The following is a 19,389-nucleotide window of genomic DNA, read 5'->3' as shown; positions in this document are numbered from 1 at the left end:
GGCCCGATGGGGCTGGGGCGGGGCAAGGGCAGGGGCGGCACCGCTGCTGTCGTCGAGCGGAGCGCCTGGCGCGACGCGGCCCCTCCAGGTCCGGGTGGGGTCCCTCCCGGTACGGCAGGGTCCCTCGCGGTGGCGCGGCCTCTCCTGCCTACGGCGGGGCCCCAGCGCGGCGCGGCCTCAGCGCAGGCGGGCCACGCGCCAGACCGCGAGGACGACCAGGAGGCCGCTCAGCGACACGTACAGGGCGAGGGCGCGCCAGTTCGGGCGCTCGCCGGAGCCTCGGGCGGGCAGGCCCGGCCAGGTGTAGCCGACGCGGCGGGCGGCCATCATGCCCCAGCCGGCCGCGCAGGAGCTGATGAGCAGTCCGAGCATGGCGACGACGGCGCCGCCCTCGCCCGAGCCGAAGGCGAGCGGGAAGGCGAACATCAGGGAGCCGACGGCGGCGAGCCCGACGATCGGCGCGAGCTGCCAGATCCTCAGGCGGCGCTGCGGCCGCAGTTCCACCTCGACCTCCGCCGCGTCCACCTCGATGGCGCTGCCCTCGGCCTGGTCGGGTCCGTCCGGCGTCAGTCCGGACGCCCCACCGGGGGTTTCGCCCCGGACGGCGGCCTGGTGTTCCGTGTCACGAGGGCCGGCCTCCATCGCCACGCGCCCTCCCCACTCGGACTCCACTTGGTCGATCGTTGCTCGATGATGGCACGCCGCCACCCCTCGGAATGACGGGCATGACGTCCCGATGCCATCACGTGATCAGGCTGTAACCGCTCGTTCGACCAACGTCAGCGCCTGCCCCGGGAGTTCCGCCCGGTCCTCGACGGCGCCACTCAGCCAATGGACGCGCGGATCGCGCCGGAACCAGGAGTCCTGGCGGCGGGCGAAGCGCTTGGTGGTGCGCACCGTGTCCGCGCGCGCCTCTTCCTCCGTGCACTCCCCCGCGAGCGCGGCGAGCACCTGCTGGTAGCCGAGCGCGCGGGCGGCCGTGCGGCCCTCGCGCAGGCCCCGCGCCTCCAGGGCGCGCACCTCGTCGACCAGCCCGGCCTCCCACATGCGGTCCACGCGGGTGGTGATCCGCTCGTCGAGTTCGGGGCGGCCGACGTCGACGCCGATCTGCACGGTGTCGTAGACGGAGTCGTGGCCGGGCAGGTTGGCCGTGAACGGCTTGCCGGTGATCTCGATGACCTCCAGGGCGCGCACGATGCGGCGTCCGTTTCCGGCCAGGATGGCGCGGGCGGCCTCCGGGTCGGCGGCGGCGAGCCGGGCGTGCAGGACGCCGGAGCCGCGCTCCTCCAGCTCGGCCTCCAGGCGGGCCCGGACCTCCGGGTCGGTGCCGGGGAACTCCATCACGTCGAGGGCCCCGCGTACGTAGAGGCCGGAGCCGCCGACGAGGACCGGGGTGCGGCCCTCCGCGAGCAGCCGGTCGATCTCGGCGCGGGCCAGTCGCTGGTACTCGGCGACGCTGGCGGCCTCGGTGACGTCCCAGATGTCGAGGAGGTGGTGCGGCACGCCGCCGCGCTCCTCCAGCGTCAGTTTGGCGGTGCCGATGTCCATCCCTCGGTAGAGCTGCATCGAGTCGGCGTTGACGACCTCGCCGCCCAGCTGCTGGGCGAGGAAGACGCCCAGATCGGACTTTCCGGCCGCTGTGGGACCGACGACGGCGATGACCCGCGGGGCGGGAGCTGCACTTCTCACCGCACCAGTCTCGCAAACCCGGGGGTGTGTCCCCGAATGAGCGACGTGACGGCCCCCATCCGGCTTCGTTGCTGTTGCGGGATTCCTACCCTGAGTACGCTAGGGAGCAGATATGGGCGTTTTCTCATTGTTTCGGCGCAAGAACCGCACCGCCACGACCACCGACGTCACCGTCGACACCGCCGCCGAGGCGGCGGAGGCGGCGGCGGTGACGGAGGAGCCGGAGGGCGCCGCGGCGGACCCGGTGGGGACGGACGCGGAGGCGGGCACCGAGGTCGCGGAGCCCGTGGCGGTCGAGGCGAAGGCCGAGGCCGTCGAGATCCCGAAGCAGCAGTCGGCCGAGGCGGCCGCGGACAACGGGGCCGGCGAAGGCGCCCGCACGTAGGCACGGACGGAACGGACCGGCAGGACCGGCACGACCGGCACGGACACGGACCCCACGGGGGTCCGTCGGAGGGAGGGTGACCCCATGGGTCTCCTGGATTCACTGAAGGCGAAGCTGGCCCCGGCCAAGGACAAGGTCTCCGACCTCGCGCAGCAGCACGGCGACAAGGTGGAGCAGGGCCTGGAGAAGGCCGCGAAGGTGGTCGACGAGAAGACCAAGGGCAAGTACAGCGACAAGATCGAGTCCGGCACCGGGAAGGCCAAGGAGGCCATCGACCGGCTCGCCCACAAGGACGGGACGGACGGCGACAAGGGCGGCGGCGCCACCCCGCCGCCGGCCGCCTGAGACACGGCCCGCGCACCCGGGGGCCGGCGGACGCCGGGCGTCACCCACGGTCCCTCCGTACGGCGGACCGCCGCGGAGCGATACGCTCCGCGGCCGTCCGCCGTTCTGCGCGGGCCCGGTGCTCAGCTCCAGGCGGCGACGAAGTACCCGACGCCGTAGGGGGCGTCCTCGTAGAGCAGCCGGCCCTCCAGGCCCGCGCCCTCGGCGGCGCCCGCGAGGACCTGCCAGGGGGCCCGGCCCGCCGCCTGCAGCGCGTGCGCGAGTTCCGCGTCCAGGGCGAGCAGCGCGGCCGGGTCGGCCGTGCCGAGCGCCTGTCCGACGGCGGCGTCGAAGCCCTCGGCGCGCTCGTCGAGGTAGCCGGGCGCCTTCACCGTGCGGCAGGCGCTGCCGTCGCCCATCACCAGCAGCGCGACCCGCTCCGCCGAGGCGCCGATCTCCCGGCCCGCCTCCGCGCACCGGGCGGGCGCCAGCTCCGTCCCGACCCCGAGCCCCTCGACGGGCGCGTCGGCCCAGTCGGTGTGCTCCAGGAGCCAGGCGCCGACCGCGAGCGACGCGGGCAGGGCCCGCTCCCCGCCGGGCCCGCTGCCGAGCCGTACGGTCAGGTCGACACCGAACCCGGCGAACGATCCGGCCGAACCGGCGGGGTGGACGCCCCGGGCGGCCTCGTCGGCGGGGCCGACGACGAAGAGCCGGTCGGGGCGGGAGGCGGCGAGCACGGAGAGCGCGTCGGAACAGGCCGTCCGCGCGTCGGCGAGTTCGGACGCCGCACCGGCCGCGACGGCGGGCACGAGCAGCGGGGGGCAGGGGCACACGGCGGCGGCGACAAGCATGATCCGCAGCCTACTGCGCGCGACGCCGCTCCTCTGGATGCCGGACCGCCCCAGCCGCCTTCTGGGCGGCCGGGGCGGCGGAGTCGTACCGAGGCCATCCGGTGCGGACCGGGCGTCCAGTAAGGGCCGGGCGTCCGGTAAGGGCCGGCCGTCCGGTCAGTGGCTGCCGCAGGCCGGGGCGTCCGCCACCGGCAGCGGCTCCGGGACGCCGATCTTCGGCAGGCCGAGGAGCACACCGGCCGGCTTCGCGGCGTCGGCGGCGGTGCGCTTCTCCCAGGCGTCGCCCGCGCGGGTGCGGCGGACGGCGCCGGTCGGGCCCTCGGCGAGGAGGTGGTGCGGGGCGGCGTAGGTGATCTCGACGGTCACCACGTCGCCGGGGCGCACGTCCTCGTCCGGCTTGGTGAAGTGGACGAGCCGGTTGTCGGGGGCGCGGCCGGAGAGGCGGTGGGTCTCGCCGTCCTTGCGGCCCTCGCCCTCCGCGACCATGACCTCCAGGGTGCGGCCGACCTGCTTCTTGTTCTCCTCCCAGGAGATCTCCTCCTGGAGGGCGACCAGGCGCATGTAGCGGTCCTGGACGACCTCCTTGGGGATCTGTCCCTCCATGGTCGCGGCGGGGGTGCCGGGGCGCTTGGAGTACTGGAAGGTGAAGGCGTTCGCGAAACGGGCCTCGCGGACGGCGTGCATGGTCTGCTCGAAGTCCTCCTCGGTCTCGCCGGGGAAGCCCACGATGATGTCGGTGGAGATGGCGGCGTGCGGGATCGCGGCGCGCACCTTCTCGATGATGCCGAGGAAACGCTCCTGCCGGTACGAGCGGCGCATCGCCTTCAGGACGGTGTCCGAACCGGACTGCATGGGCATGTGCAGCTGCGGCATCACGTTCGGCGTCTCCGCCATGGCGGAGATGACGTCGTCGGTGAAGTCGCGCGGGTGCGGCGAGGTGAAGCGGACCCGCTCCAGGCCCTCGATCTGCCCGCAGGCGCGCAGCAGCTTGCTGAAGGCCTCGCGGTCGCCCAGGTCGGAGCCGTACGCGTTGACGTTCTGGCCGAGCAGGGTGATCTCGGAGACGCCCTCGGCGACCAGCGCCTCGATCTCGGCGAGGATGTCGCCGGGACGGCGGTCCTCCTCCTTGCCGCGCAGCGCCGGGACGATGCAGAAGGTGCAGGTGTTGTTGCAGCCGACGGAGATGGAGACCCACGCGGCGTACGCGGACTCGCGGCGGGTCGGCAGCGTGGAGGGGAACGCCTCCAGCGACTCGGCGATCTCGACCTGCGCCTCCTCCTGGACGCGGGCGCGCTCCAGGAGGACGGGCAGCTTGCCGATGTTGTGCGTGCCGAAGACCACGTCGACCCAGGGGGCCTTCTTGACGATGGTGTCGCGGTCCTTCTGCGCCAGGCAGCCGCCGACGGCGATCTGCATGCCGGGCCGGCCCGCCTTGCGCGGGGCGAGCCGACCGAGGTTGCCGTACAGCTTGTTGTCGGCGTTCTCCCGGACGGCGCAGGTGTTGAAGACCACGACGTCGGCGTCGCCGTCGGCGTCCGACGGGGCCTTGACGTAACCCGCCTCCTCCAGGAGGCCGGAGAGCCGCTCGGAGTCGTGGACGTTCATCTGGCACCCGTAGGTGCGTACTTCGTAGGTGCGCGTCACGCCCGCCTCGGCCACTGCTCCGGTCCCGTCTTTGCTGCTGGTCACCAGACAAGGGTAAGGGGGTCCCGGACCTGTCCGGCTACCTCGGGCCGCCGCTCGCCTCGACCAGCGCCGTGAGCTGCGCCGCGAGGGTGCCGGCGTCCGGGCGGACGGCGCCCGCGAAGGCCGCCGAGCCGACGGTGAAGGCGTCCGCTCCCGCCGCGGCGAGCGCGTGGATCTGGGCCGGGCTCGACAGGGAGCCGGCCACGACGAGCCGGCCCGCCGTGGCGGCGCGGGCGGCCCGGACCAGGTCGAGCGGGTCCGCCTCGGTGGCCCGGTGGGCGAGCAGGTCGACGCCGGCGCACCCGGCGGCCTCGGCCCGGCGGCAGTCCTCGGCGATACGGGCGGGGGAACCGGCCAGGCGGGTCGGATGCCCCTGGGGTTCGCCCGCGAAGGGCAGGTAGCGGACGGGGCGGCCGTCGAGCAGGGCCAGGGTCTCCTCGATCCAGACGCCGCCCATCAGCCAGTCGACGCCGAGGTCGACCGCCGTCCGCACGGAGTCGAGCGCCTGCTCGCGCCCGGTGGAGACGACCTCCAGGTGGCTGGTGGCGCCGAGCTCCTTGATCTGCTCGTGGAGGCGGCGCAGGGTCGCGGGGTCGACGCCGACGTCCTTGAAGCCGATGTGGGTGATCCCGAGGTCGCGGACGGAGTCCAGGACGTGGAGGCAGTCGGTGACGGTCCGGTCGTCGCGGGTGAGCATGAAGATGAAGTCCATGGGGGTCCTCAGGCGTGATCGGCGTGGTCGGCGTGGTCGGCGAGCTCGGCGGCGTGGTGCAGGGCGGTGAGCAGGCTCGTGTGGTCGGCGGTGCCGGTGCCCGCGAGGTCGAAGGCGGTGCCGTGGTCGACGCTGGTGCGGACGAACGGCAGGCCGAGGGTGATGTTGACGCCGTGCTCCAGGCCCAGGTACTTGACCGGGATCAGCCCCTGGTCGTGGTACTGCGCCACGACGGCGTCGAACTCGCCCGCGCGGGCCCGCATGAACACGGTGTCCGCCGGGTGCGGCCCGCTGGCGTCGATGCCCTCGGCGCGGGCGGCGCGCACGGCGGGGGCGATGACGTCGAGGTCCTCCCTGCCGAAGAGCCCGTTCTCGCCCGCGTGCGGGTTGAGTCCCGCGACGGCGATGCGGGCCCCGGGCCCGAGCGTCCGGTGGGTGAGCCGGATGGTGTCCAGCTCGCGCTCGGGGGTGAGGGCGTCGATCGCGGCGCGCAGCGACAGGTGGCTGGTGACGAGGACGGTGCGCAGCTCGTCGTTGGCCATCATCATGGCGAAGCGCTCGGTGCCGGAGAGTGCGGCCAGGATCTCGGTGTGGCCCGGGTACGGCACGCCGGCGAGCCGGAGCGCCTCCTTGTTGATCGGCGCGGTCGTGATCGCCCGCACCTCCCCGGCGAGCGCCAGCTCGATCCCCCGCCGCACGTACGCGAAGGACGCCGCGCCCGCCCGCCCGTCCACGGTGCCGAGGGCCGGCTCCGCGGGGAGGGCGGGGCCCTCGGGCAGCACGTCGAGGACGCCGGGCTCCCCGGGCCCCCCATCGGCACGGGCGGCTTCGGCGGCGCTGGCGACCGTCCGCACGGCCAGCGCGATCCCGGTGGCGCGACAGGCCCGGACGAGGGCGACGGGGTCGCCGATGACGAGCACCGGGACCCGGCGTCGCGGGTCGGCGCAGACCTTGACGATGATCTCGGGGCCGATGCCGTGCGGGTCACCCATGGTGAGGGCGAAGGGGCGGGGGTCGGGGTGGGGGCGCGCCTCCGCGCGGGCCCCTGGTCGGGGCGCCGGGGCGCCGCCGGACAGGTACTTGGGCTGCGTGGTGCCGTCGGGCAGCGGCCTGGGCTCGGGGGCGCTGCCGAGCAGCGGCCCGGGCTGCGGGGCACCGCCGGGCAACGGCCCGGGCTCGGGGGCGCCGCCGTACGGCGGCCCGGGCTCCGGATCACCATCGGACAGCAGCCCAGGCTCCAGGACGTCGCCAGGCACGTGCCCGGGCTGCGGGGAGCCGCCAGGCAGCGGCCCGGGCTGCGGGGCGTCGCCGGGCAACGGCCCGGGCTGCGGGGCGCCGCCGGGCAACGGCCCGGGCTGCGGGGCGCCGCCGTACGGCGGCGCCCCCGGCTCCGGATCAGCATCGGACAGCAGCCCGGGCTCCAGGACGTCGCCGGGCAGCGGCCCTCGCTCCGGTCGGGGCCGGCCCCCCTGCTTCGGCCGGGCTCCGATCCCGTCCTCCGGGCGCGGCTCCGTACGGGTAGTCGCTCGGTCCCCCGCCGTGAGCAGGGCGCAGAGGCGGACGAGGGTGCCGTCGTCGCCGAAGCCGCCGGCCTTGACGAGGACGGGGATGCGGGGGGCGGTCGGGCCGTGGAGGGTGCCGCGGGCGATGCCGGGTTCGGGTTCGTCGTGGAGGTCGATGCCGGTGGCGCCGAGGGCGGCCAGGACGGCCGCGGCGGTCTCGCCTCCGGTGAGGACGAGTCCGTCGGCGAGGCCCTTGCCGACCGCTTCCGCCGTCGTCTCGGCGAGGCGACGGGTCAGGGCGCCCGGGTCGGCGTCCCGCGCGTCCGGGGTGTGGACCGCGAGCAGGGGCGCCCGCGAGGCGCTGAGGGCCGCGACGGCCGCCGCCGAGTCCTCGGCGACGGCGCCGTCCGCGCCCGACCGCGCGTACAGGGCGGCGAGTTGGCGTCTGCTGGCGGGGTTGGCGCTGCCGACGACGGCCAACGGGCGCCGTACCGGCGGCAGTCCGGGCACGCCGGTGGTGGTCGGGGCACGCCCGTGCCGGCGGGCCAGGGCGGCGGCCAGGCCCGGGGAGCCGACCCAGAGGACGTCCTCGGCCCGGGGCACGGCGGCGACGATCGCGTCCAGGTCCTCCGCCGTCGCCGCCGAGCAGACGAACACCCCTCCCTCGGCGAGGAGTTCCGGGAGGCCGGCGAGCCGATCGGGTTCGACGACCGTGGACTCCGGGAGCAGCCGGGTGAGGTCGGCGGTGCGGACGGGGTGGGCCGGGTCGCGGGCGAACTCGCTCTCGTCGACCCGTACGCCCCGGACGTACTGCACGCCCCGCACCGTCGTCCGCCCCTCGGCGGGGAAGGCGGGGGCCACGACGGCCGCGCGGCGTCCCGAACCGGCGAGGGTCGCCCGCACCTCGGCCGCCACGTGCCCGCGGAGGGTCGAGTCGACCGTCTTGAGCAGCAGGTCCGCGCCGGCGTACGCCCCGGCCGCCTCCTTCATCCGGGCGGCCGCCCCGGCCTCGTCCACGAGCCGGGTGCCGAGATCGACGGCCGTGACCCCGGCGGGCCGAGCGGCGTCGGGCGCGAGCCCGGTGGCCGTAGCCTCGGCGGCCGTCGCCCCGGCGAGCCGAACTCCGTCGGGCACGAGCCCAGCGGCCGACGCCCCAGCGGGCCGAACCCCGGCGGACGCGAGCCCGGTGGCCAACCCCCCACCGGCCGTCGCCCCGCCGGCCGTCGCCCCGGCAGCCGACTCCCCGCCGGCCGACGTCCCCGGTGGGTCGAACAGGACCAGGGCGCGGTGCCCCGACCTGCGGAAGGGGACGGCGCCGTCGGCGGCGCTGGTGAGGTCGTCGGCGAGGACGACGACGCTGGACTGGTCCCTCATGCGGGGTGCCCCTCGGGTCGGGTTTCCGTGACGAGATCAACAGTGGCCCGCACGAACCCGCAGGACAAGCGATTCCTTCTCACTCCACCTGTGAGTAGATTTCACACATGAGTCACCCGGACCTCCCCCCGTTGAACACCCTGCTCCCCTTCGAGGCGACCGTGCGGCACGCGAGCATGACCCGGGCCGCGCGGGAGCTCCACGTCACCCACGGGGCGGTCAGCCGCCAGGTGCAGAACCTGGAGAAGGCCCTCGGCACGCCCCTCTTCGAGCGCGGGCCGCGCTCCTTGCGCCCCACCCCGCAGGCCCGCCGCCTCGCCGCGGCGGTGCGGGAGGCGCTGGACCTGATCGAGTCGGCGGCCCGGGAGGTGTCGGGGCGGGACCGGGACGCCGGGCCGCTCGCCCTGTCCTGCGAACCGACCCTGCTCATGCGGTGGCTCATCCCGCGCCTGCCCGAACTCGCCGCCCGGCACCCCGAACTGAACGTGCACCTGTCGGCCGGCGGCGGGCTCGTGGCCTTCGCACGGGACACGGTGGACGTGGCGGTGCGCCGGGACGACTTCCCGGTGCCGGAGGGCGTGACCCGGGTGCCGCTGTTCGACGAGTGGATCGGCCCGGTCTGCCGGCCGGAACTCGCCGAGCGCCTGAAGGCCGGGGAGCCCGTGGCCCTGCTGCACACCGGCACCCGGCCGTCCGCCTGGGACGACTGGCGCGCGCTGTCGGGCCACGGACCGGCCGCGCACGCCGCGGAGCAGACCTTCGAGCACTTCTACCTGGCGCTCCAGGCCGCCGCCGCGGGCGTCGGCGTCGCCATCGGGCCGTACGCGCTCGTCCACGACGATCTCGTACGGGGGCAGTTGACGGCCCCGTACGGCTTCGTCGCGGACGGCACCGGCTACGGGCTGCTCAGCCCGCGCCCGCCGGAGCGGGACGCGCGGACCGCCGCCCTGCTCGGCTGGCTGCGCGAGCAGGCGGCGGAGCTGGTCCCGCCGCTCACGGAGCGGTCGGCCCCGGCGTCGAGGTGAGCGGTCAGCCGAGCGGGACCGTGCGGACCGCCCGTACCGACCGGGTCGCGGCGGAGGCGGCGGACGCGGGCACCTTCAGGAGGCCCTTGTCGGAGGAGTAGGCGGCCGCCCCGGCGTCGACGGGGGTGGTGGTCATGGGCCGGGCCGCGGCACAGCGCTGCTTCTCCGCCTCGGCCATCGGTCCGGTGCGCTGGAGCAGCCGGTCGGGCACTCCGCGCGAGGGCCCGTCGATGACGGCGTGCAGCCGGTAGTCGTCCTTCTTGCTGAGGAACCAGCCCTCGACGCGCTCCCGGCTGGGCTGGAGCTCGATCCAGCTGACCTCGCCCGGCTGGATGCGCTCGACGACGTTGCGCTGCTCGCCGCCGAACCACTGCCAGGCACGCTGCCAGCCCTTCTCGTAGGCGAGCGAGAACTGGCCCGCCATCGGCCGCTCCTTGATCCGCTTCTCGTCCTCCGTCCGGTCGCCGGACGTGGGCAGCTTGGCCACGTCGTTGAGGGGCAGGCCGGCGGCGGCGTACGTCTGGGAGACGCTGTCGTAGGCGCGCTCCGAGAAGGAGACGACCCGGCTGTGGTCGAGGGTGTTGCGGGTGCAGTTGACGAAGGCCTCGCCCACCACCCGGGCGCGGTCGTAGTAGCGGAAGGACATCCGCATGTCGGGCCGGAAGACGCAGGCGTTGTCGCCGTTGCAGGCGGCGGCCGCGTTGTGCAGCGTCGTCTGGCGCTCGTTGCCCTTGTACGCCTCCGCCGTGCCGAGCGCGGTCTTGTCGACGGTCCTGTCGAGCGGGACCGGCACCTCGACGGCGCGGACGCGGGCGATCATCGGGGTGCAGGTGACGTGGGTCTTGGTGTCGGTGACCTTGGAGGCGAAGGTGAGCAGGGGCTCGTTCTCGCCGGCCACGAAGGTGTAGACGCGCTTGGACCAACGCCCGGGCCCCGGTGTGCCCTTGACCCGGTCCGGGTCGCCGGCGGTGGTCACCGCCCGGGCGGCGCCGCCGGAGCCCTCGACAGTGTAGGGCTGCCCGTCGACGACGTCCGGGCCGTTGCACTCCTTCGAGACCGCCGGGCTGTCCTCGTAGCTGACCGTCACCTCGGCTCCGGCCCGGACCCCGCGCAGACGCTGCGAGAGGGAGTTGCCCTGCTTCTCCAGGGCGACGCCGTGGGCGTCGTCGGTGCGGCCCGACGCGGACGGGGAGTAGCGCTGGTTCCGGCCGTCCCAGGAGTCGAGGCCGACGGTGGTGGGGCCGTCGCCCTTCATGACGGGGTCGGCGAAGTCGCCGTTGAGGACGGTGACGGTCTGGGGAGCGGGGGCTTCGGCGGCCGCGGAGGGGTGGGCGAGGGCGGCCGGGAGCAGGAGGCCGGCGGCCGCGAGGGCGCGGACCGCGACCGCGGAAGGGTGGGCGGGAGAGGGAGACATGGGGACGGACTCCTCGTGGGGGTGGTGCGTGCCAGGGGCGGGACGGGAGACGGGAGGGACGGCGGTCGAGCCGGGAACGGCGGTCGCGCCGCTCAGGAAGCGCTGTGGACGGGGCGCAGGACCTCGACCCGCTTGGGTACCGCGCGGGCGTCGAGGGCGTCGCTCGCGTCGCGGCCGGGCAGCGCGCGCGGGGACGGCGGCGGGCCCGGCTGCGGGTTGTTGCCGCCGGCCGTCTGGCCGGTGGGGCGCGTGCGGCCGCACAGGTTGGCGGGGGCGGCGTAGGTCTGGGCGACGAAGCTGCTGGAGTTGACCATGGAGGGGCTGTCCACGGCGATCCCGGAGACCTGGGAGCCCGAGTTGGCGACGAGGGTGCCGACGACCCGGCGCATGGCGGCGCTCGCCCCGAAGACCAGCATGTCGTAGGGCTTCACGGTGGTCCGGTAGGTGGTCACCTCGGTGTTCTCGACGGTCCACGACTTGGAGTACGTGGCCTTGAACGCGGCCTCGAAGGCGAGTTTGGCGCTGAGGGAGCCGGCGACCTTGCCGCCGGCGGCGACGCTGGTCTTGGTGCCGTTGGTGGAGGTCGGCCCGTCCTTGAGGTTGGGCGTCTTGTTCTCGCTGGTGATGTCGTTGGTGAGGTTGGTCGTGACCTCGCCGGACGCGGTGACGGTGCCCTCGGCGGTGATCTTGCCGGAGATCTCGCCGCCGATGTTGTCGGTGCTGGACGTGCGCAGCGTGACCGCACGGTCGACGCTCATGTCGCTCTCGGTGCAGTTGACGACCGAGTTGCCGAGGGACCGGACGGCGGTCGCGAACTCGCGGCCCTGTTTGGGGTCGATGACGAAGCGGCAGGCGTCGGCCTTGGTGTCGCAGTACCTGAGGACGTCGGCAATCTTCGCCGGGCGTCCGTCGGCGGTGACGGCCTGCGCGACGGGCGGCTCGCCGGGCCCCTCGTCCGCGAGCGCGGGCGGCGCGAGGGGCACGGCGAGGCCGAGGGCCAGGGCGGGGAGGAGGAACAGCGCGGGACGGCGCGAGGGCATGGGACATCCCTTCGGGACGGGTGGTACGGGGAAGGGGCGGGACGGGGAAGGCGGGGTACGGGGAAGGCCGGGAAGTCGGCGCAGGTGGTGGTGACGGCGGCGGCCTGGAGGGGGGTCAGGAGCCGAGCAGCGAGCACAGCTGGGAGACCGGGAACGGGGACTGTCCCGGGTCGGTGGAGCCCGCCGGCAGCGAGGCCGGGAAGTCGGCGCAGGTGGTGGTGACGGCGGACTGGGCGTTGTCCTTCGGGTCGGGCCGGAAGCCGTCGACCGTGGCGGTCATGTCCTCCAGCCCCTTCTTCTCGCCGTTGCCCTTGGCCAGTTCGTCCATGCAGGCTTCGGAGCCGGGCTTGCACTTCTCCAGGTCCTTGCCGACCTTCGCGATGTCCTTGTCGGCCTTGGCGGCGGATTCCTTGGTCTTCGTCTGCTGCTCCTCGATCTCCTTCGCCTCCTGGGCGTTGGCCTGCTGGTCCTTGCACGCCTGGTCGTCGGGCGCGCACTCGTCGGCACGGGGGGCGGGCGGTGCCGCGAGGGCGGTCGGCGCGGCGGCCAGTGCGAGGGCCGAGGCGAGGACGACGGCGCCGAGGGCACGCCGTACGGGAAGCACGGAGGGCATGACACAACTCCCTGGTGACGGAGGTGAATTGATGGTCACGGGAACAGCGCAGGGGTCGCGGCAGGGACTGCCATCAAGATCGCCAAGCGCAGTTCGACGCTAGCCGGACCCGCGTCGGCGCGGCCGCAGGACACACGGTGCGGCGGGGCCCCGCGCCCTGCTCACCGCTTCGGCGGAGCGCGGGCGAGGACCGCCGGACGGCCTGCCCGGCGGCGGCTCCGGGACCCTCCGGCGGAGCGGTCCGCACACTCGTCCGGATGGAATTCCGGGGCGGCCGGAGAGGGGGCCCGGCCGCTCCGGGCGCGGTGTCTCACTCTCCCGGGCGCCGCCGATCGGCCGTCGGCCACCGCCGGCCGAACCGGCCTCGCGTACTCCGCCCCGAACCGGTGACATCGGCGCCGGGACCACGGCCCCGAACGGGTGTCCGGCAGTCGGGTGTTTCCCCGTGCCCCGGTCGCGCCCATGATCACGGTCGGCGAGGCTTCAGCTGTGTCCGACGGCCCGTCCCGGCCGTCCGACCGGCCCTGGGCGCGCCATGCCCGCGGCCGTCAGCTCCCCCGTACGTCCCCCACGAAGGAGAGCAGACCCATGTCCCGATCACCCCGATCAGCCCGGTCAGCCCGCTCGGGGCGCCGCCTCCGGCACGCCCTGCTCGGCCTGACCGTCCTCGCCGCGCTCGCCGCCGTTCCGGCCCTGGCGCCCGCGTCCGCCGCCAACGAGGGCAATCCGACCGTGCTGAGCTGGGGCGCCGGCCGCACCGGGCAGCTCGGCAACGGCACCCTGTCCGACAGCCTGTCGCCCACCTCGGTCGCCAGTCTGTTCCGCGGCGACGTCGACCAGATGTCGGCGGGCGGCACCTCCTCGGCCGACTCGTTCGTGCTCGCCCGCACCGACAAGACGGTGAAGTCCTGGGGGCACAACTCCTCGGGCCAGCTGGGCAACGGAGGCAACGACAACCAGACCGTGCCGACCACCGTCCCGCGCCTGACCAGCGTCAAGGACATCGCGGCCGGCGGGCGGCACGCCCTGGCCCTCGACACCAACGGCCAGGTCTACTCCTGGGGCGACAACTCCTACGGCCAGCTCGGCAACAACCGCACCGGCGACAGCCGCACCGTCCCCGACCGGGTCCAGGGCATGCCGAAGGTCAAGCAGATCTCGGCCGGCTGCGACTTCAGCCTCGCGCTCCTGGAGAACGGCAAGGTGTACGCGTGGGGCCGCGGGATCCACGGCCAGCTCGGCAACGGCGGCCGCGCCACCAGCTCCGTCCCCCGGCAGGTGACGGGCCTGGAGAACATCGTGTCCATCGACGCGGGCTGCTACCACGCGCTCGCGCTGACCGCCGACGATACCGTGAAGTCCTGGGGCTACAACCTCTACGGACAGCTGGGCAACTCCAGCACCAAGTCCTCCACCGTCCCGGTCGACGTCGACTGGCTGGAGGGCGTCTCCGAGATCGAGGCGGGCGCCTTCCACAACTACGTCAAGACCAGCGACAGCCACGTCTGGGGCTGGGGCAACAACCAGTACGGCCAACTCCTCGAAGGCGACGAGGCCTTCGGCGACAACGTCTCGCGCACCAACCGCACGGCCCCCGTGGAGATCCCGCGCCTGGAGGGCGTCCAGCACCTCGCGGCCGGGGCGCGGCACGGCGTCGCGGTGACGGCGGACGAGGTCTTCGCCTGGGGCAACAACAGCGAGGGCCAGCTCGGCAACGGCACGACCGTGTCCCGCTTCGAGTCGGTGAAGATCCTCGACGAGGGCTCGAAGGTGAAGGACATCGCCGTGTCGCTGGGCGGCAACACGACGTACGCCTACTGAGCGGGGTGCGTACGTGATGACGTACCGCACTCTCGTACGGGCAGGCGTCGCCCTGACCGCCCTCGGCGCCCTCATCGCCCTCGGCACCCCGGCGCGCGCCGAGCCCGGTGATCCCTGGGTACGGGCCTGGGGGCTGAGCAACACCGGCCAGCTGGGCAACGGCACCACCCTCGACCAGCAGACGCCGTCCTCCGTGCGGGGTCTCAGGCGCGACGACGTGCGCGAGCTGGCGGGCAACGGTGGCAGCGCCGCGAACCGGGCGTTCGCCGTCGCCCTCCTGGAGGACGGCACCGTCGAGTCCTGGGGCGGCAACGGGAACGGCCAGCTGGGCGACGGCACCACCACCGACCGGCCCGTGCCCGTGACCGTCGCCGGGCTCTCGGGAGTCTCGACGGTCGCGGCCGGGAACGGTTTCGCCGCCGCCGTCCGCGGCGGGCGGGTATGGGCCTGGGGCCAGAACAACCTCGGCCAGCTCGGCAACGGCGTGACGACGGACGCCGCGACCTCGCGCCCCGTCCTCAGCCAGAGTCTGCGCGGGGTGACGGACATCGCGCTGGGCTGCGGTTACACCCTCGCCCTGCGCGACGACGGCACGGTCTGGTCCTGGGGCGAGAACACCTACGGCCAGCTGGGCCTCGGGACCCTCGCCCACCAGAACACCCCGAAGCGGGTGCCGGGCCTCACGGACGTCGTCGCCGTGTCCGCCGGCTGCCACCACTCCGTGGCCCTCAGGGCCGACGGCACCGTCACGTCCTGGGGCTACAACGTCAACGGGCAGCTGGGCAACGACAGCGTCGTGCAGAGCTCCTCGCCCGTCGACGTGAAGTTCCTGGACGGGGTCACAGCGGTCTACGCGGGCTGGTACCACAGCTTCGCCGTGCTGGCCGACGGCAGCCTCCGGGCCTGGGGCTGGAACGGGAGCGGCCAGCTCGGCGACGGCACCACCGTCCAACGCACCACGCCCGTGCCCGTCCCCGGCCTCACCGGCGTCCAGGCCCTGTCCCCGGGCTACCAGTACAGCGTGGCCCTCCTCGACGACCAGTCCGTCGTCGCCTGGGGCGACAACTCCTCCGGACAGCTCGGCGACGGTACGACCACGGCCTCGCCGACCCCGGTCACCGCCCTGCCCCCGGGCAGCGGCACCACCCGCGTACCCGCCTCCATCCCCTGGCGGACGAGCTACGCCTACTGACCCCCATCAAGCGAAAGGCACGCAGATGACCCCACCCCTGCGTCTCACCCTCCTCGCCGCCCTGTCCCTGGTGGCCCTCCCCCTCACCGCCCTCCCCGCCTCCGCCTCCGCCGCCGGCACCGACCCCTGGGTCCGCGGCTGGGGCGAGAACGGGCAGGGGCAGCTCGGCAACGGGTCCGTGCTCACCCAGCAGACCCCCGCCGCGGTCACCGGCATCGCCCGTGACGACGTCCGCAAGGCGTCGGGCGGCGGTGGCGGTGCCGCCGCTGCCGCCAACGCCTTCGCCGTCGCCCTCCTCAAGGACGGCACCGTGAAGTCCTGGGGCTCCAACACCACCGGCCAGCTCGGCAACGGCACCACGACCGCGCAGAGCTTCCCCGGCACCGTCACCGGGCTCTCGGGCATCAGCGCGGTCTCGGCCGGGCTCAACCACGTCCTCGCCGTGAAGGGCGGCCGGGTGCTCGCCTGGGGCAGCAACGCCTCCAAGCAGCTGGGCACCGGGCAGGACACGACCAACCCGTACAAGACCCCGATCCCCGTGCAGAGCCTGGACAAGGTGAAGGACGTCGCGGCGGGCTGCGACTTCAGCGTGGCGCTGCGCCAGGACGGCACCGTCTGGACCTGGGGCAAGGGCGACAACGGACGCCTCGGCACGGAGAACAACACCACCCGCGAGACCCCGCAGAAGGTCCCGAACGTCGAGAACGTCGAGGCCATCGCCGTCGGCTGCGAGTACGTCCTCGCGCTGACCGCCGACAACACGGTGAAGGCCTGGGGCAAGGGCACCGAGGGCCAGCTCGGCAACGACACGGTCGTCGACAGCAACAAGGCGGTGGACGTGGCGTACCTCGACTCGGTGGCCTCGGTCTTCGCCACCAACGCGACCGCCTTCGCGATCCTCGACGACGGGAGCGTGGCCGCCTGGGGCAAGAACACCGACCGGCAGCTCGGCGACGGCACGAACGCCAACCGCACCACCCCGGTCGTCCTGGACCAGCTCAAGGGCGTCCAGGACATCGCCGGCGGTCTCAACTTCACCCTCGCCGCGCTCGACGACGGCTCGGTGATCGGCTGGGGCACGAACGACGTCGGCCAGCTCGGCGACGGCAGCACCACCGCGACGGCCGGGACGGCGACGACGAGCGCGCTGCCGCCGGGCAGCCAGATCACGCACGTCACGACGACGATGACCGGCAAGTCCGGCTTCGCCTACTGAGCGGCACCGGCCGGTACCTCGCCGTACCGGCCGGACGCCCCTCCCCCGTCCCGGCCGGGACCGCCCTGGCCAGGACGGGGAGCGAGCTGGCAGGATCGCGCCATGCTCCCCGCGCTCACCCGTACCGCCCGCCGCCGTGTCCTCCAGGTCTCGGCGGCGCTCCTGGTGCTGGTGGGCGTCCTGGCGTGGTGGCTGGTTCCGTTCGGCGCGAAGACGCCGAGCGGGCGGGTCACCTTCAGTACGGGGGTGCCCACGGGCGTCTACCAGAAGTACGGGGAGCTGCTCCGGCACGCGCTCGGCCGCGATCTGCCGGATGTCTCGATAACCCTGAAGGACAGCGAGGGCTCCCAGCAGAACCTCGCGCGGCTCGCGTCCGGCGAGGCGGACTTCACCATCGCCACGGCGGACGCCGTGGCCCAGTACCAGCGGGACCGCAAGCCCGGCTTCGAGCGGCTGCGCGGCTGCGCCCGGCTCTACGACGACTACGTCCAGCTGGTCGTGCCGAAGGGCTCGGCCGTGCAGTCGGTGGCCGATCTGCGCGGGCTGCGGGTCGGGGTCGGGCAGCCGGGCTCGGGCGTGCGGCTGATCGCCGACCGGGTGCTGGCGGCCGCCGGGCTCACCCCGGACGTCGACATCCGTCCGGTCTCGGCCGGCATCGACACCATGCCCGGCCGCCTGGAGCGGAAGCAGCTGGACGCGTTCTTCTGGTCGGGCGGACTGCCCACCCAGGCCGTGCAGGAGCTGTCGGAGCGCACCCCGGTCCGGCTGGTGCCGCTCGACGCGACGCTGGTGGAGAGCCTGCACGACGTGGGCGAGTCCACCCGTTACTACCGCTCGGCGGTGATCCCGGCCGACGCCTACGGCCTGGCCCAGGACGGCAACCCGGTGGACACCCTGGCGGTGGCGAACATCCTGGTCACCACGGACGCCGCCGACCCGGACCTGGTGGAGGGCTTCACCCGGACCGTGATCGGGAGCCGGGACCGGATCGGCGGCCAGGTGCACCCGGCGCAGCTGGTCGACCTGCGGACCGCGATCTACACGGAGCCGCTCACCCTGCACGAGGGCGCCCGGCGGTACTACCGCTCCGTGAAGCCCTGACCGCGCGGGTCCGGGACCCGGGCGAGCTGGCTCCGGGTCGCCTGTCGGCGCGGCTCGTTGCGGGGGACGGTGACGGTCACCCGGAGGCCGTGGGGCTCGTTGCGGGTGAAGGCGAGGGCGCCGTCGCCGGCCGCGAGGAGGACCCGGGCGATGGAGAGACCGAGGCCCGAGCCCTGGACGTTCTGGTGCAGGTTCGAGCGCCAGAAGCGGTCGCCGACCCGTTCCAGCTCCTCGTCGGTGAGGCCGGGCCCGTGGTCGGCGATCTCCACGGCGACGGTCCGCCCACCGGGGCTGAGCGCGACGCCCACGGTGACGTCCTCGCCGGGCGGGGTGAACTTGAGCGCGTTGTCGATCACCGCGTCCAGGGCACTGGACAGGGCGACCGGGTCCGACCAGGCGGTGATCGGGGCGGTGTCCGCGACGATCGCCACGCCCTTCTCGTCGGCGACCGGCCGCCAGGAGGCGACCCGCTCGGCGGTGAGCGCGCCGATGTCGGTGAGCCGCAGGTCGGCGTCGGCGTGCTCGGCGAGGGCGAGGCCGAGCAGGTCGTCGAGGACCTGGGCGAGCCGCTTGCCCTCGGTGCGTACCGAGGCGATCTCCTCGTTGCCCTCGGGTAGTTCGAGGGCGAGCAGCTCGATGCGCAGCAGCAGGGCGGCGAGCGGGTTGCGCAGTTGGTGGGAGGCGTCGGCGACGAAGGCCCGCTGCTGTTCGAGGACGTCCTCGACGTTGTCGGCCATCTCGTTGAAGGCGCGGGCCAGACGGCGCAGTTCGGGCGGTCCGCCGGCGGCGGCGACGCGGGACTTCATGCGCCCGGTGGCGATGTCGTGGGTGACGGCGTCGAGGACCCGGACCGGCCGGAGGACCCAGCCGGTGAGCCGGAAGGCCGCGCCGACGGCGAGCAGCATGGCCGCCGCCTCGCCGGCGAAGATCAGCAGCCAGCCGTGCAGGATGCGGGTGCGCAGCTGCCCGGTGGGCGAGTCGGTGACGACGACGGCGACGACGTCCCCGTCGCGTACGACCGGGGAGGCGATGGTGAGGCGGGCGTCGCCCTGCCAGGGCCAGACCTGCGGCGGGTCGTGGCTGCGGCGGCCGAGCAGGGCCTCGTTGAACGCGCGCCTGCCCTCCCCGTCGTACGGTACGACCCAGTCCTCGGGGGCGGCGGCCATCGCACGGTTGTTGCGGTAGAAGATGCCGGTACGGATGCCGTAGACGTCGTGGTAGCTGGTGAGTTCGCCGCTGAGGGTGGTGCGACGCTCGTCGGGGCCGATGACGGTCTCGCCGACGAACTGCGCGAGCGCGGCGAACCGGGCCCCGTCGTCCAGCCGGTCGACGACGACCCGCTGTTGTTCGGAGGCGGCGAGGCTCGCGGCCAGCGGGAAGCCGAGGGCCAGCAGGACGCCGGCCATCAGGACGATGAGGAGCGGGAGGAGTCGGGTGCGCACGT

17 protein-coding genes are annotated in these 19,389 nt (G+C 74.3%); 7 read left to right on the top strand and 10 right to left on the bottom strand.

Annotation, left to right across the window (positions count from 1 at the left end):
- Positions 1-177: 177 nt before the first annotated feature.
- Complete coding sequence (locus AB0Q96_RS18860) at positions 178-642, bottom strand: hypothetical protein (RefSeq protein ID WP_365327188.1); 465 nt, start codon at positions 640-642, stop codon at positions 178-180.
- A gap of 108 nt (positions 643-750) precedes the next feature.
- Positions 751-1,689 carry a tRNA (adenosine(37)-N6)-dimethylallyltransferase MiaA gene (gene miaA / locus AB0Q96_RS18855; protein WP_365326778.1) on the bottom strand — a complete coding sequence of 313 codons (939 nt, stop codon included), beginning with the start codon at positions 1,687-1,689 and terminating at the stop codon, positions 751-753.
- Between the two features lie 112 nt (positions 1,690-1,801).
- On the opposite strand from miaA, the gene AB0Q96_RS18850 reads away from it, so the two are divergent.
- Positions 1,802-2,074 carry a hypothetical protein gene (locus AB0Q96_RS18850; protein WP_365326777.1) on the top strand — a complete coding sequence of 91 codons (273 nt, stop codon included), beginning with the start codon at positions 1,802-1,804 and terminating at the stop codon, positions 2,072-2,074.
- A gap of 84 nt (positions 2,075-2,158) precedes the next feature.
- On the top strand, positions 2,159-2,419 hold the full coding sequence (locus AB0Q96_RS18845; protein ID WP_365326775.1) for an antitoxin: 261 nt from the start codon (positions 2,159-2,161) through the stop codon (positions 2,417-2,419).
- Between the two features lie 122 nt (positions 2,420-2,541).
- On the opposite strand, the gene AB0Q96_RS18840 is transcribed toward AB0Q96_RS18845, so the two are convergent.
- From AB0Q96_RS18840 to pdxA, 4 genes are all read right to left on the bottom strand, one after another.
- The gene (locus AB0Q96_RS18840; protein WP_365326774.1) at positions 2,542-3,249 is read right to left on the bottom strand and encodes a class III extradiol dioxygenase subunit B-like domain-containing protein; all 708 of its coding nucleotides are present in this window, start codon (positions 3,247-3,249) and stop codon (positions 2,542-2,544) included.
- Between the two features lie 156 nt (positions 3,250-3,405).
- Entirely contained in the window at positions 3,406-4,854 is a 1,449-nt protein-coding gene (gene miaB / locus AB0Q96_RS18835; RefSeq protein WP_365327186.1) for a tRNA (N6-isopentenyl adenosine(37)-C2)-methylthiotransferase MiaB, read from the bottom strand.
- Positions 4,855-4,972: 118 nt separating this feature from the next.
- Positions 4,973-5,647 (bottom strand): HisA/HisF-related TIM barrel protein, encoded by a 675-nt coding sequence (locus AB0Q96_RS18830; protein ID WP_365326772.1) that lies wholly within the window; start codon positions 5,645-5,647, stop codon positions 4,973-4,975.
- Between the two features lie 8 nt (positions 5,648-5,655).
- Positions 5,656-8,523 carry a 4-hydroxythreonine-4-phosphate dehydrogenase PdxA gene (pdxA, locus tag AB0Q96_RS18825; protein WP_365326770.1) on the bottom strand — a complete coding sequence of 956 codons (2,868 nt, stop codon included), beginning with the start codon at positions 8,521-8,523 and terminating at the stop codon, positions 5,656-5,658.
- A gap of 107 nt (positions 8,524-8,630) precedes the next feature.
- Here pdxA and AB0Q96_RS18820 point away from each other — a divergent pair, with 107 nt between their 5' ends.
- Complete coding sequence (locus AB0Q96_RS18820) at positions 8,631-9,548, top strand: LysR substrate-binding domain-containing protein (RefSeq protein WP_365326769.1); 918 nt, start codon at positions 8,631-8,633, stop codon at positions 9,546-9,548.
- A gap of 4 nt (positions 9,549-9,552) precedes the next feature.
- Here the strand turns inward: AB0Q96_RS18820 and AB0Q96_RS18815 are convergent, their stop codons facing one another.
- The 3 genes from AB0Q96_RS18815 to AB0Q96_RS18805 form a co-directional block, all read right to left on the bottom strand.
- Positions 9,553-10,962 carry a hypothetical protein gene (locus AB0Q96_RS18815; RefSeq protein ID WP_365326767.1) on the bottom strand — a complete coding sequence of 470 codons (1,410 nt, stop codon included), beginning with the start codon at positions 10,960-10,962 and terminating at the stop codon, positions 9,553-9,555.
- A 92-nt stretch (positions 10,963-11,054) separates the two neighbouring features.
- Positions 11,055-12,002, bottom strand: coding sequence for a hypothetical protein (locus tag AB0Q96_RS18810; protein WP_365326765.1), 948 nt, complete (start codon positions 12,000-12,002; stop codon positions 11,055-11,057).
- A gap of 115 nt (positions 12,003-12,117) precedes the next feature.
- A complete protein-coding gene (locus AB0Q96_RS18805; protein WP_365326763.1) occupies positions 12,118-12,615 on the bottom strand; it encodes a hypothetical protein in 498 nt (165 codons plus the stop codon).
- A 588-nt stretch (positions 12,616-13,203) separates the two neighbouring features.
- Between AB0Q96_RS18805 and AB0Q96_RS18800 the strand changes: the two genes are divergently transcribed.
- From AB0Q96_RS18800 to AB0Q96_RS18785, 4 genes are all read left to right on the top strand, one after another.
- Positions 13,204-14,436 (top strand): sialidase, encoded by a 1,233-nt coding sequence (locus AB0Q96_RS18800; protein WP_365326761.1) that lies wholly within the window; start codon positions 13,204-13,206, stop codon positions 14,434-14,436.
- A gap of 16 nt (positions 14,437-14,452) precedes the next feature.
- Positions 14,453-15,628, top strand: coding sequence for a chromosome condensation regulator RCC1 (locus AB0Q96_RS18795; protein WP_365326759.1), 1,176 nt, complete (start codon positions 14,453-14,455; stop codon positions 15,626-15,628).
- A 25-nt stretch (positions 15,629-15,653) separates the two neighbouring features.
- Complete coding sequence (locus AB0Q96_RS18790; RefSeq protein ID WP_365326757.1) at positions 15,654-16,844, top strand: chromosome condensation regulator RCC1; 1,191 nt, start codon at positions 15,654-15,656, stop codon at positions 16,842-16,844.
- Between the two features lie 102 nt (positions 16,845-16,946).
- Positions 16,947-17,945, top strand: a complete 999-nt coding sequence (locus AB0Q96_RS18785) for a TAXI family TRAP transporter solute-binding subunit (RefSeq protein ID WP_365326755.1) — start codon at positions 16,947-16,949, stop codon at positions 17,943-17,945.
- Here the strand turns inward: AB0Q96_RS18785 and AB0Q96_RS18780 are convergent.
- Positions 17,924-19,387 carry a HAMP domain-containing sensor histidine kinase gene (locus tag AB0Q96_RS18780; protein WP_365326753.1) on the bottom strand — a complete coding sequence of 488 codons (1,464 nt, stop codon included), beginning with the start codon at positions 19,385-19,387 and terminating at the stop codon, positions 17,924-17,926. The two genes, AB0Q96_RS18785 and AB0Q96_RS18780, sit on opposite strands and share 22 nt — an antisense overlap.
- Positions 19,388-19,389 lie beyond the last annotated feature (2 nt).

Source organism: Streptomyces sp. NPDC093111 (genome assembly GCF_040683955.1).
In the GTDB taxonomy this organism is placed as follows: Bacteria; Actinomycetota; Actinomycetes; order Streptomycetales; family Streptomycetaceae; genus Streptomyces.
This window is presented reverse-complemented; position numbering and strand designations above follow the sequence as displayed.

What these genes read in the sequence shown, in the direction of transcription:
- AB0Q96_RS18800 (WP_365326761.1), top strand. Translation starts at nt 13,204, where the DNA reads ATGTCCCGATCACCCCGATCAGCCCGGTCAGCCCGCTCGGGGCGCCGC.
- AB0Q96_RS18860 (WP_365327188.1), bottom strand. Translation starts at nt 642, where the DNA reads ATGGAGGCCGGCCCTCGTGACACGGAACACCAGGCCGCCGTCCGGGGC.
- AB0Q96_RS18790 (WP_365326757.1), top strand. Translation starts at nt 15,654, where the DNA reads ATGACCCCACCCCTGCGTCTCACCCTCCTCGCCGCCCTGTCCCTGGTG.
- AB0Q96_RS18795 (WP_365326759.1), top strand. Translation starts at nt 14,453, where the DNA reads ATGACGTACCGCACTCTCGTACGGGCAGGCGTCGCCCTGACCGCCCTC.
- AB0Q96_RS18850 (WP_365326777.1), top strand. Translation starts at nt 1,802, where the DNA reads ATGGGCGTTTTCTCATTGTTTCGGCGCAAGAACCGCACCGCCACGACC.
- pdxA (WP_365326770.1), bottom strand. Translation starts at nt 8,523, where the DNA reads ATGAGGGACCAGTCCAGCGTCGTCGTCCTCGCCGACGACCTCACCAGC.
- AB0Q96_RS18845 (WP_365326775.1), top strand. Translation starts at nt 2,159, where the DNA reads ATGGGTCTCCTGGATTCACTGAAGGCGAAGCTGGCCCCGGCCAAGGAC.
- AB0Q96_RS18840 (WP_365326774.1), bottom strand. Translation starts at nt 3,249, where the DNA reads ATGCTTGTCGCCGCCGCCGTGTGCCCCTGCCCCCCGCTGCTCGTGCCC.
- AB0Q96_RS18810 (WP_365326765.1), bottom strand. Translation starts at nt 12,002, where the DNA reads ATGCCCTCGCGCCGTCCCGCGCTGTTCCTCCTCCCCGCCCTGGCCCTC.
- AB0Q96_RS18805 (WP_365326763.1), bottom strand. Translation starts at nt 12,615, where the DNA reads ATGCCCTCCGTGCTTCCCGTACGGCGTGCCCTCGGCGCCGTCGTCCTC.
- AB0Q96_RS18830 (WP_365326772.1), bottom strand. Translation starts at nt 5,647, where the DNA reads ATGGACTTCATCTTCATGCTCACCCGCGACGACCGGACCGTCACCGAC.
- AB0Q96_RS18815 (WP_365326767.1), bottom strand. Translation starts at nt 10,962, where the DNA reads ATGTCTCCCTCTCCCGCCCACCCTTCCGCGGTCGCGGTCCGCGCCCTC.
- AB0Q96_RS18785 (WP_365326755.1), top strand. Translation starts at nt 16,947, where the DNA reads ATGCTCCCCGCGCTCACCCGTACCGCCCGCCGCCGTGTCCTCCAGGTC.
- AB0Q96_RS18820 (WP_365326769.1), top strand. Translation starts at nt 8,631, where the DNA reads ATGAGTCACCCGGACCTCCCCCCGTTGAACACCCTGCTCCCCTTCGAG.
- miaB (WP_365327186.1), bottom strand. Translation starts at nt 4,854, where the DNA reads ATGAACGTCCACGACTCCGAGCGGCTCTCCGGCCTCCTGGAGGAGGCG.